The 15,921-nt window shown below is 75.4% G+C and carries 11 protein-coding genes, 4 pseudogenes and 1 riboswitch; of the genes and pseudogenes, 14 read left to right on the top strand and 1 reads right to left on the bottom strand.

The window, feature by feature from the left end:
• Positions 1 to 43 precede the first annotated feature (43 nt).
• The 3 genes from QUE40_RS09545 to QUE40_RS09535 all read left to right on the top strand — a co-directional run bounded on the left by QUE40_RS09545 (position 44) and on the right by QUE40_RS09535 (position 1,499).
• Complete coding sequence (locus QUE40_RS09545) at positions 44 to 394, top strand: single-stranded DNA-binding protein (RefSeq protein WP_289230811.1); 351 nt, start codon at positions 44 to 46, stop codon at positions 392 to 394.
• A gap of 164 nt (positions 395 to 558) precedes the next feature.
• Positions 559 to 786, top strand: coding sequence for an HAD family hydrolase (locus QUE40_RS09540; protein ID WP_289230810.1), 228 nt, complete (start codon positions 559 to 561; stop codon positions 784 to 786).
• Positions 787 to 806: 20 nt separating this feature from the next.
• Positions 807 to 1,499: an HAD-IIA family hydrolase gene (locus QUE40_RS09535; protein ID WP_289230809.1), complete on the top strand. Its 693-nt coding sequence runs from the start codon at positions 807 to 809 to the stop codon at positions 1,497 to 1,499.
• A gap of 87 nt (positions 1,500 to 1,586) precedes the next feature.
• On the opposite strand, the gene QUE40_RS09530 is transcribed toward QUE40_RS09535, so the two are convergent.
• On the bottom strand, positions 1,587 to 2,519 hold the full coding sequence (locus QUE40_RS09530) for a hypothetical protein (RefSeq protein ID WP_289230808.1): 933 nt from the start codon (positions 2,517 to 2,519) through the stop codon (positions 1,587 to 1,589).
• Between the two features lie 504 nt (positions 2,520 to 3,023).
• Between QUE40_RS09530 and QUE40_RS09525 the strand changes: the two genes are divergently transcribed.
• From QUE40_RS09525 to QUE40_RS19150, 11 genes and pseudogenes are all read left to right on the top strand, one after another.
• Positions 3,024 to 3,350, top strand: coding sequence for a hypothetical protein (locus QUE40_RS09525; RefSeq protein ID WP_289230807.1), 327 nt, complete (start codon positions 3,024 to 3,026; stop codon positions 3,348 to 3,350).
• A gap of 33 nt (positions 3,351 to 3,383) precedes the next feature.
• Positions 3,384 to 3,947 (top strand): hypothetical protein, encoded by a 564-nt coding sequence (locus QUE40_RS09520; protein WP_289230806.1) that lies wholly within the window; start codon positions 3,384 to 3,386, stop codon positions 3,945 to 3,947.
• Positions 3,948 to 4,010: 63 nt separating this feature from the next.
• Positions 4,011 to 5,113, top strand: a pseudogene (locus QUE40_RS19155) (TlyA family RNA methyltransferase).
• A complete protein-coding gene (locus tag QUE40_RS09505) occupies positions 5,110 to 6,009 on the top strand; it encodes an NAD kinase (RefSeq protein ID WP_142005437.1) in 900 nt (299 codons plus the stop codon). The pseudogene QUE40_RS19155 and the gene QUE40_RS09505 overlap by 4 nt, the downstream one beginning before the upstream one ends.
• Before the next feature lie 203 nt (positions 6,010 to 6,212).
• Positions 6,213 to 6,348, top strand: a riboswitch (cobalamin riboswitch).
• A 160-nt stretch (positions 6,349 to 6,508) separates the two neighbouring features.
• A pseudogene (gene metE, locus QUE40_RS09500) lies at positions 6,509 to 8,768 on the top strand (5-methyltetrahydropteroyltriglutamate--homocysteine S-methyltransferase).
• 84 nt (positions 8,769 to 8,852) lie between these two features.
• On the top strand, positions 8,853 to 10,628 hold the full coding sequence (gene recN, locus QUE40_RS09495; protein WP_142005435.1) for a DNA repair protein RecN: 1,776 nt from the start codon (positions 8,853 to 8,855) through the stop codon (positions 10,626 to 10,628).
• Between the two features lie 34 nt (positions 10,629 to 10,662).
• Complete coding sequence (steA, locus tag QUE40_RS09490; protein WP_142005434.1) at positions 10,663 to 11,841, top strand: putative cytokinetic ring protein SteA; 1,179 nt, start codon at positions 10,663 to 10,665, stop codon at positions 11,839 to 11,841.
• Positions 11,811 to 12,778, top strand: a pseudogene (locus tag QUE40_RS09480) (copper transporter). Before steA ends, QUE40_RS09480 begins: the two are co-directional and overlap by 31 nt.
• Positions 12,779 to 12,843: 65 nt before the next feature.
• Positions 12,844 to 13,515: a hypothetical protein gene (locus QUE40_RS09475; RefSeq protein WP_289230802.1), complete on the top strand. Its 672-nt coding sequence runs from the start codon at positions 12,844 to 12,846 to the stop codon at positions 13,513 to 13,515.
• Between the two features lie 87 nt (positions 13,516 to 13,602).
• A complete protein-coding gene (locus tag QUE40_RS09470) occupies positions 13,603 to 15,237 on the top strand; it encodes a lipid II flippase MurJ (protein ID WP_289230801.1) in 1,635 nt (544 codons plus the stop codon).
• Positions 15,234 to 15,647, top strand: a pseudogene (locus QUE40_RS19150) (glycosyltransferase); the annotation flags it as partial. The gene QUE40_RS09470 and the pseudogene QUE40_RS19150, both read left to right, overlap by 4 nt.
• Positions 15,648 to 15,921 lie beyond the last annotated feature (274 nt).

Raw genomic sequence — 15,921 nt, 5'->3', positions numbered from 1 at the left:
GAGCAGGCTGGTGGCATGACAACTCTTCACCGACGTACGCATCATGTCCGCGCCAGCACCGGCTGAGGCGCCGCCCGACCTGAACGAGGTGCGGCTGGTGGGCCGGGTGAGCGGTGAGCCGGCCGAGCGGGTGCTGCCGAGCGGCGACCCGATCGTCACCCTTCGGGTCGTCGTGAGACGCGAGGCCTCCACCGCCCGGCGCAACGCCGCACCGGTCGACACCATCGACGTGGCCTGCTTCTCGGCGACCACCCGGCGCCGCGCCGCGGCCCTGACGGCGGACACCGTGGTCGAGGTCGAGGGCTCGTTGCGGCGCCGGTTCTTCCGCACCGCGCAGGGCGCTGCCTCGCGCTACGAGGTGGAGGCCGCCTCGGTCAGACGGGTGAAGGGGTGATGCCCCGGGCGCGGCCCGTCGCCTGACGCGCGCGACCGACCGCGCACAATGGCGCGCATGAGCCTGAGCGATCAGTCGCCCCGTGTGCCCGTCGACGGACTGGAGGGGTCGTCTGCGACCTCGACGGGGTGGTCTATCACGGCGCCACCGCGGTGGCCGGAGCCGTGTCGGCCCTGGAACGGCTGGGCGGGGTCGTGCAGGTGCGCTACGCCACCAACAACGCCTCCCGCACGCCTGCGGCGGTGGCGGCCCAGCTGCGCGAGCTCGGCATCACGCTCGACGACGCGGACGTGCTCACCAGCTCCACCGTCGGAGCCCAGGTGCTGGCCGAGAGCCTGCCGCAGGAGGCGGCCGTGCTGGCCGTCGGGGGCGAGGGGTGCGCGTCGCGCTGACCGAGTCCGGCCTCGAACCCGTGACCTGGGCCGACCCCGCGCAGCCGGCGCCGGTGGCCGTGCTGCAGGGGTACGGCGCCGAGGTGACGGCCGCGCAGCTGGCGGAGGCGGCGTACGCGATCCAGGCCGGTGCCCGGTGGGTCGCGACCAACACCGACCGAACCCTGCCGACGGCGCGCGGGATCGCTCCGGGCAACGGAGCGCTCGTCGCCGCCGTGCGGGCGGCGGTCGACGTCGACCCCGAGGTGGTGGGCAAGCCGGGGCCGTTGATGTACGAGCAGGCGGCCCGGCTGCTCGGCCGGGCACCGGAACGGATGCTCGGCGTGGGGGACCGGCTCGAGACCGACATCGCCGGCGCGCGGGCGGCAGGCATGCGAACAGCGTTGGTGCTCACCGGAGTTCACGGCCCGGGAGACGCGGCAGCGGCCCCTGCGGAGCAGCGCCCGGAGCTGCTGCTCGAGGGGTTGGCGGATCTGCTGGTGCCGTATGCGAGCCCGCAGCGGGTCGGGAACGGCGAGTGGCGCTGTGCCGGCGCCACGGCCCGGTGGGACGGCGCGCAGATCGAGGTCGAGGGCGGCGGCATCGGCGCGGCCCGCGCGGCCGTCGCTCTCGCGTGGGATCTGGCCGACGACGGACGCCTCGATGCCGATGTCGCCGGTGCCCAGGTTCGCAGTAGCGTGGGGCACCGGCCCGGCGCGGCGTCGACGTCGTGAGGCCGCACCTGCAAGCGCACCGAGGAGACCTCATGGCACTGGACAACATCCGCGCAGCGCTGCAGCTGCTCTCTGGCGCAGGCGAGCTCACCCGCGCCAAGGCGGTCGAGGCAGCCCAGACCCTGCTCTCGCTGCCCGCGCAGCTGCCTGGGGTCCAGGGGGCGGGGGAACGCGCGGGCCAGGCCGCCGGTCAGGTCGGCCAGCTCGCCGACGAGCTCGTCGCCGCAGCCGCCGCGAACCAGGAGAACGTGCGTCAGCTGGTACGCCAGGAGATCGCCAGCCAGCTCGGCCGGGTCGGTCTGCCGGGGGCACCGACGACCGTCGCGGCCGCGGCTCCGCAGCCGCGCCGGCGGCGGCCATCGTTCCGGCGGCGCTGGTCGAACGTGCCGACGACGCGGTGGCCCACCGGCCCGCGCGCAAGCGGCCCGCGCGCTCCAGCATCGCGCGCACCGCCCGCGGTGGCGCTGCCGAGCAGTCGGCTTCGGACCAGCCCGCGGGGACGAAGAAGAGCGCCACGAAGAGCCCGGCCACGACCTCGACCGCGAAGAAGTCCGCGGCGAAGAAGTCGACGGCGAAGAAGAGCACCACGAAGGCCACGGCTGGTGGGTCGGCGGCGAAGAAGTCCGCGGCGAAGAAGTCGACCGCCAAGAAGTCCCCGGCGAAGACGACGTCGTCGAGCAGCGCTGCGAAGAAGTCCACCGCTAAGAAGGCGACGACCTCCGGGACCAGCGCGACCTCACCGGCCAAGAAGAATGCCGCCAAGAAGAGCGCTGCGAAGAAGTCCACCGCTAAGAAGGCGACGACCTCCGGGACCAGCGCGACCTCACCGGCCAAGAAGAGCGCCGCCAAGAAGAGCGCCGCGAAGAAGAGCGCGGCGAAGAAGAGCACCACGAAGGCCACCGCTGGTGGGTCGGCGGCCAAGAAGTCGACGACCAAGAAGTCCGCGGCGGGCTCGCCCGCGGCGAAGAAGAGCACCGCGAAGAAGTCCTCGACCTCCTCGGGTGCGAGCTCTCCGGCCAAGAAGACATCGGCCTCGTCGGGGGCACCAGCTCGCCGGCCACGAAGAGCACCACGAAGAAGTCCGCCACCAAGCAGGCTGGCTCATCGGGTGCGGCGGCGAAGAGGTCCAGCGCGAAGAAGTCGAGCGCGAAGAAGGCCAGCACCTCGGGTACGCCGGCCACGAAGAGCACTGCCAAGCAGAGCACCGCCAAGAAGACTGCGGCGACGACGTCGACCGGCACGCAGGCGTCTCCGGCGAGCGCTGCCGGTGCCGCCCAGCAGGGCGCGGCCAAGAAGTCCGCGCCGTCCGGCTCGGCGACGAAGACTGCCGCCAAGAAGACGACGGCCACGAAGCAGGCCGCCACGAAGCAGGCCGCGACGAAGCAGGCGGCCAAGACGACCACGCCGAGCACGACCGGGGCTGGCACGACGACGCAGAGCAGCCCTGCGGCTGCTGGTGGTTCGGCGACCGCGCCCACGAGTGCGTCGTCGTCGGGCACGCCGGGCAGCGACCGCCCCGAGCCGGTGTCGGTCCCCGACAGCGCGCCGGGCGCCAAGCAGTCGACGCGCGAGGTCGCGCAGGCTGCTGCGGCACCGTCCAGCGACGCCGCACCGGTCGGCGACCACAACGCGCCCGCGGCGGCCCAGCCGCTGGAGTCGGGTTCGGGCACGGCCGACCGTGACGACGCGGCCTCCACCGCCGCCCCGACCCCGGCCGCTCCGGCTGCGACCACCCCGGCGTCGGCGGCGGACACCGCGTCGACCGAGGGCACCCGCTCCGGCGCGGACGACGCCTCGGTCGATGCGGCCGGCACCACGGGTGACGCGCGCTCGGCCGACAGCACGTCGTGACCGAGTCCGAGGACACCCGGCCCGGTGCGGGGGATGGCGGCCACGCCGTCCCCGGCCGGGGCCGCCCGGGTCCCAGGGCCCTCGAGCCGGTACCACCGGCTCCCCGCGACCCGAGCCGGGTGCGGGGGCGGCAGCGGTGTTGCGGCCGGTGCCGTCCGGGCGGGTGGATCGGGCCAGCCGGGGCAGGAGCCTGCCGAGGACGCCGAGGGCGCTGCCGGTCCCGGCCACCACGCCGCTGATCGCGAGGTCTCTGACGAAGCCGACCGCGAGGCTGCCGGGAGCGAGGCCGCTGACGACGTTGCCGCCGGGCGCGGCGAAGCCGACCGCGATACCGCAGGGCGCGACGCCGCTGACGACGAGGTCGCTGACGAGAACTCTCCCGAGCAGGACCCAGACCCGGAGGGCGGCGACGAGCGGGAGGCGGCCGACGTCGTACGGCTGGAGCTGCCGGCCCGGGACAGCACGGGCGACCCGGCGGTGGACGAGGCGCTGACCGCGTTCGACCAGGCGCAGGGCGCCGACCTGGCCAGCCACGTGCGTGCGGCCGAGGCGGTGCACGAGGCGCTGCAGCGGCGGCTCGGTGACGCTCATTCGTGAGCCGGGCCGCGGGGGCCTCGATACGGCCGCTCGTGCCTCACGGCCTACTCGACCGGCTTGGGTGTGGGGGCGTGGTCTCGATACGGCCGCTCGTGCCTCACGGCCTACTCGACCGGCTTGGGTGTGGGGGCGTGGTCTCGATACGGCCGCTCGTGCCTCACGGCCTACTCGACCGGCTTGGGTTTCGCGGCCTACTCGACCGGCTTGGGTGTGGGGGCGTGGTCTCGATACGGCCGCTCGTGCCTCACGGCCTACTCGACCGGCTTGGGTTTCGTGGCCTACTCGACCGGCTTGGATGTTGGGGCCTGCTGGACCGGCGTGGGTGGCGGGGTGAGGTCCCCGGAGGTGGGTGAGGGGAGCTCCCGGGTCGACCAGGCGCTGGTCACCCGCGGGCTGGCGCGCAGCCGGGCGCTGGCCCGGGCGTACGTCGACGCGGGGCGGGTGCGGCGCGACGGGGTCGTCGTGGCCAAGGCGTCCGAACGCGTGGGCCCGGACGACGTGCTCGAGCTCGAGGGCGAGCAGGAGCGCTGGGTGGGGCGGGCGGCGTACAAGCTCGTGGGGGCGTTCGACGCCTTCGGGCCGCGCGGCCTGAGCGCGACCGGCCGGCGCTGCCTCGACGTGGGCGCCTCGACCGGGGGTTCACCCAGGTGCTGCTGGAGCGGGGCGCGCGGCAGGTGACCGCGCTGGACGTGGGGCACGGCCAGCTCGTCACGCAGCTGCAGGAGGACCCGCGGGTGGTCGAGCGGTCCGGGACCAACGTGCGCGAAGTGGGCGCGGACGACCTCGGCGGGCCGTTCGACCTGGTGGTGAGCGACCTCAGCTTCATCTCGCTGCGCCTGGTGCTCGACCGGCTCGCCGCGCTGGCGACGCCCGGGGGAGACGTGGTGGTGCTGGTGAAGCCGCAGTTCGAGGTGGGGCGCGAGGTGCTCGGACGCACCGGCGTGGTGCGCTCTGCCCGGCAGCGGGCCGAGGTCACCGAGGCGGTCGTCGACGAGGCGGCGCGGCACGGGCTGCGCGCGCACGGGCTGGTCGACAGCCCCGTGACCGGCGGCACCGGCAACCGGGAGTACCTGCTGTGGCTCGCGGCGCGCACGGAAGGCATGATGAGCGCGATGGACCTGCGCGCAGCGTTTGACCGCATCGCCGCCGAGCGAGCCGACCGGTGACCCGTCGCATCCTGCTGGTCGGGCACCCCGGTCGCCCGCGCGCGATCGAGGTCGCCCGCGACCTGGTGGAAGGCCTGCGGGCCAACGACATCGTGGTCTGCGGCGACCCCACCGAGCTGGCCGAGTTCGGGCTGCTCGGCGCCGACGGCGTCGAACCGGTCGAGGTGTCCGAGCCCGCGCCCGGCACCGAGCTGACCGTGGTGCTCGGCGGCGACGGCACGATCCTGCGCGCGGCCGAGCTCGTGCGCGAGTCCGGGATCCCGCTGCTCGGCATCAACCTCGGCCACGTGGGGTTCCTCGCCGAGGCCGAGCCCGACGACATCCACCACATCGTCCAGGGCATCGTGCAGCGCAGCTGGACCGTCGAGAGCCGCCAGACCCTCGAGGTGCTCGCGCGCGTCGACGGCGAGATCGTCTGCCACAGCTGGGCGCTCAACGAGGCGACCGTCGAGAAGGCCGCCCGCGAGCGGATGCTGGAGCTGGTCGTCGAGATCGACGGGCGACCGCTGTCGACCTGGGGCTGCGACGGGGTGGTCGTCTCGACGCCGACCGGCTCGACGGCGTACGCCTTCTCGGCCGGCGGTCCGGTCATCTGGCCGGGCGTCGAGGCGATGCTGGTCTGCCCCATCTCGGCGCACGCGCTGTTCGCGCGGCCGCTCGTGCTGGGCCCGCAGGCCCGGCTCGCCATCGAGATGGTGCCGCGCACCGAGGCGCGCGGGGTGCTGTGGTTCGACGGGCGCCGCTCCTTCGAGCTGCCGCCCGGCGCCCGGGTCGAGGCGCGCCGCAGCGACCGCAACGTCGACCTCGCCCGCCTCACGCCCGCGCCGTTCGTCGACCGGCTGGTCGCCAAGTTCGACCTGCCCGTGCAGGGCTGGCGCGGACGCGGACCCCGCTGACCGGTCCGGGGTGGTGCATGACACGCCCCAACGGAGAGCCACCGGCGAGGTCCGCCCGCTGACCCGGCGACCACGGCGACCGCCCCGCATTGGTTAGGCTCGAACGCGTAGCTGGTTCTCCGGCTCGGTCCGCCTGAGGAGCCCCTCGAGTGGCGATCGTGCCGGGCCGAGCCCGCGCCGGCGTACGAGCCGGTGGGGGTGAGAGGGAACCCGGTGAGACTCCGGGACTGTCCCGCAGCGGTGAGCAGGAACGACCGCCGTCAAGAGCACTGGGTGCGCCCGGGAAGCGACGGCCAGTAGGTGCGGCGCCGCGCCGCGCGCCTGCAAGTCCGAAGACCTGCCTGCTGCGCCGGGCACGCCGTGCCCGGCGGTCCCCGCCTCGTGGACTGGGCGTGCCGGCCGCTGCGGAGTCGACCCCTGCGCGAAGGGGCGTCGTCCCGGACCGGTGGTGCGCGCTCGTGGGCGGTGGCCTCCCGACTGCACCGCAGGAGCGACAGCCATGACCGAACCGTTCACCGCCACCGTGCTGGGGCTGCCCCGCATCGGCCCCAAGCGCGAGCTGAAGAAGGCGCTCGAGGCCTACTGGGCGGGCGACCTCACCTCCGACGAGCTCGCAGCCACCGGCCGCGCGCTGCGCGAGACGCAGCTGCGCGGGCTGGCCGACGCCGGGCTCGACTCGGTGCCCGTGGGCACCTTCAGCCGCTACGACCAGGTGCTCGACACCGCCGTGCTGCTGGGCGCGCTGCCGGAGCGCTACACCGGCTTCGCCGACCCGCTCGACGGCTACTTCGCCGCGGCGCGCGGCACCGACGAGCTGGCGCCGCTGGAGATGACCAAGTGGTTCGACACGAACTACCACTACATCGTCCCGGAGATCTCGCCCGGCACGCAGTTCTCGCTGCACCCGGAGACGCTGCTCGCCGAGCTCGCGGAGGCCGACGCGCTCGAGCTCGGCGTGCCGGCCCGACCGGTCGTGCTCGGCCCGGTCACCTTCCTGCGGCTGAGCAAGGCGGTCGGCTCGGACGCGCCGCTGCTGGACCGGCTCGAGGAGCTCGTCCCGCTGTACGCCGACCTGCTGGCCCGGCTCGCCGACGCCGGGGCGGCGTGGGTGCAGCTCGACGAGCCTGCCCTGGTGACCGATCTCTCGGGCGAGGAGCTGGCGCAGGTGCGCCGGACGTACGACGGGCTCGCGGGGCGCAGCAGCGGCCCGCCATCCTGCTCGCGACCTACTTCGGCCGCGCCGACGAGGCGCTGCGGGAGCTGCACGGCACGGGCATCGAGGGCCTGGCGATCGACCTGGTCGCGGGGACTCTGCCGCCGCCGGAGGTGCTGCGCGGCAAGCACGTCGTCGCCGGCGTCGTCGACGGACGCAACGTCTGGCGCACCGACCCCGACCGCGCGCTCGACGCCCTGGAGACGCTGCGGGCGCACGCAGCCTCGGTCGCGGTCTCGACCTCGTGCTCCCTGCTGCACGTGCCGTACGCCCTCGCCGCCGAGCCCGGGCTGGACGCCCGGCTGCGGTCCTGGCTGGCGTTCGGGGCCGAGAAGGTGCGCGAGGTGCGCGCGCTCGCCGACGCGCTCGCGGGCGCCGACCACGAGCCCGCCGAGCTGGAGCTCTCCCGGGCCGGCCTCGCGAGCCGCCGCGACGACCCGCGGCTGCACCGGGAGGACGTGCGAGACCGGCTCGCCGCGCTGGGCGAGGACGACCGGCGCCGGCTGCCCGCGGACGAGCGCCGGGCGCTGCAGGCGGAGCGGCTCGACCTGCCGCTGCTGCCCACCACCACGATCGGCTCCTACCCCCAGACCGCCCAGATCCGGTCGGCGCGCGCGGACCTGCGGCGCGGCCGGATCGACCAGGGGAGTACGTCGCGCGGATGCGCGCCGAGATCGACGCGGTGCTGGAGCTGCAGGAGGGGCTGGGGCTCGACGTGCTGGTGCACGGAGAGCCCGAGCGCAACGACATGGTGCAGTTCTTCGCCGAGCGGCTCGAGGGGTTCGCCACCACGTCGACCGGCTGGGTGCAGTCCTACGGGTCGCGGTGCGTGCGCCCACCCATCCTGTTCGGTGACGTGGCCCGGCCGGAGCCGATGACGGTCGACTGGATCAGCTATGCGAGCAGCCGGACGAGCAAGCCGGTCAAGGGCATGCTCACCGGCCCGGTCACGATCCTCGCCTGGTCCTTTGTGCGCGACGACCAGCCGTTGGCCGCCAGCGCCGACCAGGTCGCGCTCGCGATCCGCGACGAGACCGTCGACCTCGAGCAGGTCGGGACCGCGGTGATCCAGGTCGACGAGCCGGCCCTGCGCGAGCTGCTGCCGCTGCGCCGGGCGGAGCGGCCGGCATACCTGGACTGGGCGGTCGGGGCCTTCCGGCTCGCGACCTCGGGCGTGGCCGACGCGACGCAGGTGCACACCCACCTGTGCTACTCCGAGTTCGGCGACGTGATCGAGGCGATCGCGGGGCTGGACGCCGACGTCACCTCGATCGAGGCGGCCCGCTCGCACATGGAGGTGCTCGAGGACCTCAACGAGGTCGGGTTCGACCTGGGCGTCGGTCCCGGGGTGTACGACATCCACTCCCCGCGGGTGCCGTCCGTCGCCGAGATCGAGACCTCGTTGCGCGAGGCGCTGCGGGCGGTGCCCGCGGAGCGGCTGTGGGTCAACCCCGACTGCGGGCTGAAGACCCGGTCGTCGGCCGAGGTCGAGGCATCCCTCGCCAACCTGGTCGCCGCGGCGCGGGCGGTGCGCGCCGGCCGGTGAGCGCGCGGCCCCGGGCTGCCCGTCCGGCACGCCCGCCGGCGGGCAGCCTGGGGTCGTGTCCGGCCTCGTCACTACAGTGACGGCGTGCTGCGCGAGATCCGGATCCGAGGCCTGGGCGTCATCGACGACGCCACGGTGCCGCTGGGTCCTGGGCTGAACGTGCTGACCGGCGAGACGGGCGCCGGCAAGACGATGGTCGTGTCCGCGCTCGGGCTGCTGCTCGGCGAGCGCGCCGACAGCGGCCGGGTGCGCGCCCAGGCGGGTTCGGCCTCGGTCGAGGGCTTCGTCGACGTGGCCGCCGACCACCCGGCCGCCCGCCGCGCCGCCGAGGCCGGGGGCGACGTCGACGAGGGCCTGATCCTGGCCCGCACCGTCGCCGAGGCGGGCCGGTCCCGGGCCTACGTCGGTGGCCGGTCGGCGCCGGTGTCGGTGCTGGCCGACCTCGGCCACCTGCTCGTCGCGGTGCACGGACAGTCCGACCAGTGGCGCCTGCAGCGGCCCGAGCAGCACCGGGTGGTGCTCGACGCGTTCGGCGGCGAGGCCGTCGCCGCGCCGCGCGAGCGCTACGCCGACCTGCTGCAGCAGTGGCAGGCCGCCCGGCGCGAGCTCGCCGACCTGGTGACCGAGCAGCGCAACCGCGCCCAGCGCCTCGCCATGCTCACCGCCGCGCTCGAGGAGATCGAGAAGGTCGACCCGCAACCCGGCGAGGACGACCGGTTGCGCGAGGAGGCCGAGCGGCTCGGTCACGTCGACACCCTGCAGGAGGCTGCCCGCAGCGCCCTGGTCGCCATGTCCGGCGACGAGGACCAGGTCGACCCGCAGCAGACGTCGGTGGTCGAGCTGGTGGCAGGCGCGCGGGCCGCGCTCGGCCCGGTGACCGACCTCGACCCCGCGCTCGGCCAGCTCTCCGCCCGGCTCACCGAGCTGGGCATCCTGGTCAACGAGCTGTCCGGCGACCTGGCCAGCTATCTGGCCGGCCTCGACAGCGACCCGGCGCGCCTGGCCGAGATCAACGACCGCCGCGCGCGCATCACCGGGCTGCTGCGGACGTACGGCGACTCCATCGATGAGGTGCTCACCTGGAGCCGATCGGCCGCCGCCGAGTCGGCCGACCTGGCCGGCACCGACGACCGCATCGAGCAGCTGCAGGCCCGGGTCGAGGAGCTGGCACCCCAGGTGGGGCAGGCCGCCGCCGACCTCACCGCCGCCCGGACGGCCGCGGCGCAGGAGCTGGGACGCCGCGTCACCGAGGAGCTCGCGCACCTGGCGATGGGCTCGGCCCAGGTGAGCGTGGACGTACGCCAGCACGAGGGCGAGGAGGGCCTCACCCTGCCCGACGGCCGGGTCGTGACCGCCCACGGGCACGGCGTCGACGACGTCGAGATCCTGCTCGCCGCCGGGCCCGGCGTCACGCCGCGCACCGTGGCCAAGGCCGCCTCCGGCGGCGAGCTGTCCCGCGTGATGCTCGCGCTCGAGGTGGTCACCGCCTCGGGCGACGTGCCGACGTTCGTGTTCGACGAGGTCGACGCCGGGGTGGGTGGCGCCGCGGCCCTCGACGTCGGGGCGCGGCTGCACGCCCTCGCCCAGCACGCGCAGGTGGTGGTCGTGACGCACCTGGCCCAGGTGGCGGCGTACGCCGACCAGCACCTCGTGGTGCGCAAGCAGGACGACGGGCAGGTCACCGCCAGCGGCGTGGTCGTCGTCGACGGCAGCGACCGCGAGGCCGAGCTCGCCCGGATGCTCGGCGGCCAGAGCGACAGCAAGACCGCCCGCCAGCACGCGCGCGAGCTGGTGGCGGCGACCGCGCAGCAGCCCGCGACCCCGCGCAAGGGCCGGCGGCGCCGCGCCTCGGCCTCCTGAGCGGGCGGGGGCCCGCGTGGCACGATGGGCGGCGATGAGGAGCCCGCTGCGTCGGCGAGAGCACACCCAGCCCGCCGGTGTCGGCGGCACGGTGCGGGTCGACGCACGCACCAAGAACCTCACCAAGCGCCTGCGCCCCGGTGACATCGCGATCATCAACCACCGCGACATCGACCAGGTGAGCGCCGAGGCGCTGGTCGCCTGCCGTCCCCGGGCGGTCGTCAACGCCGCCCGCTCGATCAGCGGGCGCTATCCCAACCTCGGGCCGCGCATCCTCGTCGACGCCGGCATCCCGCTCGTCGACCACGTCGGCGAGGAGGTCATGCAGATCGCCGAGGGCGAGCTGGGGGTGGTCGAGGACAACACGCTGCGGCTCGGGGAGGTCGTGGTCGCGAGCGGCACCCGGCTCGACGACGAGTCGGTGACCACGCTGATGGACGAGGCTCGCTCGGGCCTGTCGGTGCAGATGGAGGCGTTCGCCGAGAACACCATGAGCTACCTGCGCGAGGAGCGCGACCTGCTGCTCAACGGCGTGGGCGTGCCCGAGATCCGCACCGACATGGACAACCGGCCGGTGCTGGTGGTGGTGCGCGGGTACCACTACAAGGAGGACCTGCAGATCCTGCGGCCGTTCATCCGCGACCTGAAGCCGGTGCTCATCGGTGTCGACGGCGGCGCGGACGCGCTGGTCGAGGCGGGCTATCACCCCGACCTCATCGTCGGCGACATGGACTCGGTCAGCGACGCCACGCTCGCCGGCGGCGCAGAGATCGTGGTGCACGCCTATCGCGACGGACGGGCGCCCGGCCTGGACCGGGTGCGCGAGCTCGGGGTCGAGGACGCCGTCGTCTTCCCCGCGACCGGAACCAGCGAGGACATCGCGATGCTGCTGGCCGACGACCTCGGCGCCAACCTCATCGTGGCGGTCGGCACGCACGCGACCCTCGTGGAGTTCCTCGACAAGGGGCGTGCCGGCATGGCCTCGACTTTCCTCACCCGGCTGCGGGTCGGGGGCAAGCTGGTCGACGCCAAGGGCGTGAGCCAGCTCTATCGCCACACCGTGCCGACCTGGTCGCTCGTGATGCTCGTGCTCGCCGGGCTCCTCTCGCTCGTCGTCGCCCTCTCGGTCACCCAGGCGGGTGGGGCGATGCTCCAGGTCCTCGGCGCCCGCTGGGACGACGTGTGGTCCTGGGTGACGGGGGTGTTCACGTGATCGACTTCCGCTATCACCTGGTCTCGATCGTGGCGGTGTTCCTCGCGCTCGCGACCGGCCTGGTGATCGGTGCGACCTCGCTGCAGGACCAGGTGGCCGGGACCCTGCAGGGGCAGGTCACCCAGCTGCGCGGCGAGAAGCAGGGCTGCGCAACCAGCTCGACCAGTCGGCCGAGGCCGGCCGGCGGCAGGACCAGTTCGTCACCGACGTGACCCCGCAGGTGGTGAGCGGCCAGCTCGCCCGGCGCAACGTCGTCGTGATCACGCTGCCCGGCACCCCCGACGCGCTGGTGCGCAGCACCGAGGACACGCTGCGCCAGGCCGGGGCCACGCCCACGGGGCGCGTCGAGGTCGACGAGTCGTGGATCGAGGGGTCGCAGGGCGAGCGCACCGCCGCGCTGCGCCGGGCCGCGGGCGAGCAGGGCACCGACCCGCAGGCCGTCCCGGCCAACCGGCTCGGCGGCCTGGTGCTGGCCGAGGCGGTCAGCGTGCGGCAGGACAACCCCGGCGACCGCGCCACCAACCCCGGTCTCGACGTGCTCGTGGAGGCCGGACTGGTGAGCGCCACGCCCGACGCGCCGCGCCGGGCCGACTCGGCGGTGGTGCTGTGGCCGGGGCTGTCCGCGCCCGACGGGGAGAACCGCGTTGTACCGGCCTGGGCCGACCTGGTGACCGCCGTCGGCCTGTCGGGACGGCCGGTCGTGGGCGTCTCCAACGGCACCCCCGACCCCGCCACCGGCGCACCCGACGGCCTGGTCTCTGCGCTGCGTGACAGCGCCGAGGTCAGCGGGGCGATGAGCACGATCGACGACGGCGCCCGGCCCGTCGGGCAGGTGGCCATGGTGCTCGCGCTGCGCGAGGAGTACTCCGGCCGCTCCGGCCACTACGGGCTCGACAAGGACGCCTCGGCCGTCGCGCCCAAGGTGGAGTCGCCGTAGTGGGCCGACGGACGCTGCTCGCCGGGGGTGCGGCAGGGGGTGCGGTCGCCGGTGCGGTCGGGACCGTGGCCGGGGCCGCGGTCGCCGGTGCCTGCGTGCGGCTGTGGTCGTCGGTGCTGCCCCGGGTGCTGCAGGGACCCGGCTGGCAGCGCACCAACCACGCCGGGCGGACCGTCTCGCTCGTCGAGGGACCCGCCGTCGTCGCCGGCTGCGGCGTCGCCGTCGCGGGTTCGCCGGCCGCGGGGCTCGCGGCCCTGGCCGCCGGCGGGCTGGGGCTGTGGGACGACCTGGCCGGCGACACCTCCACCAAGGGCCTGCGCGGACACCTGCGCGCGCTGACCCGCGGCGAGGTGACCACCGGGGCGCTCAAGGTGATCGGTCTCGGCGTCGTCGGGCTCGCGTCCGCCGCGGCGACCGACCGGCGCGTCGGCCTCGGCACGCTGGCCGGTGCGGGCGTGGTCGCCGGCACCGCGAACCTGGTCAACCTGTTCGACCTGCGGCCCGGGCGCGCGCTCAAGGTGACGGTGCTGCTCGGGCTGCCGATGGCGTACGGCGGGGGTTCGGTGCCGGGGCGCTGCTGGGCACCGCCATGGCCGCGCTGCCCGAGGACCTGCACGGCGAACGGATGCTCGGCGACACCGGCGCCAACGCGCTCGGGGCCCTCGCGGGGGCGCTCGCGCTGGAGCAGCTGGGCACCCGTGGTCGGGTCGGCGCCCTGGCCGCGCTCGCCGCGCTGACCCTCGCCTCCGAGCGGGTCAGCTTCACCGACGTCATCGCCGGCCACGCCCGCTGCGCGCCCTCGACGAGTGGGGCCGGAGCGCGGCGTGAGCGACGCCGCGCGGGACCGGGCCACGGGGATCGCCGCAGCCGCCGGGCTGGTGGCTGCGGTCACGCTGGCCTCACGCGTCGTCGGCTTCGCGCGCTGGCTGGTCTTCTCCGGCACGGTCGGCGGCACCTGCGTGGGCGAGACGTACGCCACCGCGAACCAGCTCCCGAACGTGCTGTTCGAGGTGGCGGCCGGCGGTGCGCTGGCCGCCGTCGTCATCCCGCTCGTCGGGCGCGCGCTGGCCCGGCAGGACCGGGCCGAGGCCGACCGCATCGCCTCGGCCCTGCTCACCTGGGCGCTCGCGGTGCTGCTGCCGCTCGGGGTGCTGCTGGCGCTGCTGGCGGTGCCGCTCACCGGCGCGCTGCTCGGCGACGGCGGCACCTGCGAGAGCGGCGCGCGCGACGACCTCGCCGTGCGGATGCTGCTGGTGTTCGCTCCCCAGGTCCCGCTGTACGCCGTCGCGATCGTGCTCGCCGGCGTGCTGCAGGCGCACAAGCGGTTCCTCGCCGCCGCGCTGGCGCCGCTGCTGTCGAGCCTTGTGGTGATCGCGGGCTACGTCGCCTACGGCGTGCTCGACGGATCCGCCGCGGGCGACCCGGCGCGGCTGCCCGGTGCGGCCGAGCTGGCGCTGAGCGGCGGCACCACGCTGGGCGTCGTGGCGCTGAGCCTGCCGCTGCTGATCCCGGTGCGGCGCGCGGGCATCCGGCTGCGCCCGACGCTGCGCTTCCCCGCGGGCACGGCGCGCCGCGCCGGTCGGCTGGCGGGCGCGGGCATGCTCGCGCTGGCCGCGCAGCAGGTCGCCGTGGTGGCGACGCTGTGGGTCACCAACCACTGGGGCGACCGGGGCGCGGTCAACGTCTACACCTACGTGCAGACCGTCTACCTCCTGCCGTACGCCGTGCTCGCCGTGCCGCTCGCGACCGTCGCCTTCCCGAACCTCGTCGGGGCGCACGACGGCGACGACGCGCCCGCCGCGGTGCTGACCCGAGGGCTTCGGGGCGTGCTGGCGGCCGGGGCGCTGGGGGCGGCGGTGCTGCTCGCGGCGGCGCCCGCGGTCGGGGCGTTCTTCACCGCGCTCGACGTGAGCCACGGCTCGGCCGCGGGCTCGAGCCTGCCGGCCATGGCGGGCGCGCTCACGGCGTATGCCCCCGGCCTGCTGGGCTTTGCCGTGGCCGCGCTGCTGCAGCGGGCGGCCTACGCCCGCGGCGCGACCTGGGCGGCCGGCGCCGCGGTGGCGGCCGGGTGGCTGGTCGCCGCGGTCGTGCCGCTGGCGCTGGTGCGCGAGCCGGTGGGGTCGGCCCGGGCGCTGGAGGTGCTCGGGTGGAGCAGCACGGCGGGCATGACGCTCAGCGCGCTGCTGCTGCTGGTCGTGGTCTCGCGGGTGTGGGGTGCCGGTGCGGTCACCGCGGCGGGGCGTACGGCTGTGGCCGCGCTCCTCGCCGCCGTCGCCGCCGCGCTGCTCGGGCGGGCGTTCGCCGAGCGCGTCGGGGGAGAGGGGCTGTGGGCGGCGGTGGGCAGCGGGCTGGTCGCCGGAGGCGTGACGGTCGTGGTGTTCGCCGCGATCGCGCTGCGGGCCGACCCGGGGCTGGCGAGGTTGCTGCGCGGGCGCGTCTCGAGAGGCAGCAGTCCGTGAGCGGGCGGGTGCTGCAGGTCGTCGGCCTGGTCGCCGGTGGCGCCGGGCGGCACGTGCACGAGCTGGTAGTGGGGCTGGTGGGCGCAGGCTGGCGCGTCGGGGTGGCCTGCCCGGCGCCGGTCGAGCAGCAGTACGCCTTCGCCGACGCAGGTGCCGACGTGACCGAGGTCGAGATCGCCGACCGGCCGCAGCCGGCCGACCTGCGCACCCTGCGGCGGCTGCGCGCGGCCGCGGCCGAGGCGCAGGTGGTGCACGCGCACGGGCTGCGCGCCGGGGCGCTGGTGTGCCTGGGGGTCCGGCGCGACGTGCCGGTGGTCGTGACGCTGCACAACGCCGCGCCGGCCGGACGGCTGTCTGCTCGGCTGTTCGGGCTGCTGACCCGGGTCGTGGCGCGCCGGGCCGACGTCGTGCTCGCCGTGTCGCCCGATCTGGAGCGGCTCATGCGCGCGCGGGGTGCGCGTGACGTGCGGCCGGCCGTCGTCGCGGCCGCGCCGGGGCGACGGGCGGGGAGACTGGCCGAGGACGTACGGCGGGAGCTGGGTGATCCTGCCCTGCTCGCGCTGACGGTCGCGCGGCTCGCCGAGCAGAAGGGCCTCGACGCGCTGCTCGACGCCGCGGCCGCGGTCGACCCCGAGCTAGGCGTGCTGCTCGCGGTCGCGGGGACGGTCCGCTGCGCGACCGGCT

Source organism: Barrientosiimonas endolithica (genome assembly GCF_030296655.1).
GTDB classification, from domain to species: domain Bacteria; phylum Actinomycetota; class Actinomycetes; order Actinomycetales; family Dermatophilaceae; genus Barrientosiimonas; species Barrientosiimonas humi.
The sequence above is the reverse complement of the archived record's forward strand: the minus strand, read 5'-3'. Positions and strand labels throughout refer to the sequence as shown.

Bases quoted from the DNA above. Each gene is read 5' to 3' on its own strand.
- QUE40_RS09520 (WP_289230806.1), top strand. From the start codon at position 3,384: ATGGCGGCCACGCCGTCCCCGGCCGGGGCCGCCCGGGTCCCAGGGCCC.
- steA (WP_142005434.1), top strand. From the start codon at position 10,663: ATGAGGAGCCCGCTGCGTCGGCGAGAGCACACCCAGCCCGCCGGTGTC.
- QUE40_RS09545 (WP_289230811.1), top strand. From the start codon at position 44: ATGTCCGCGCCAGCACCGGCTGAGGCGCCGCCCGACCTGAACGAGGTG.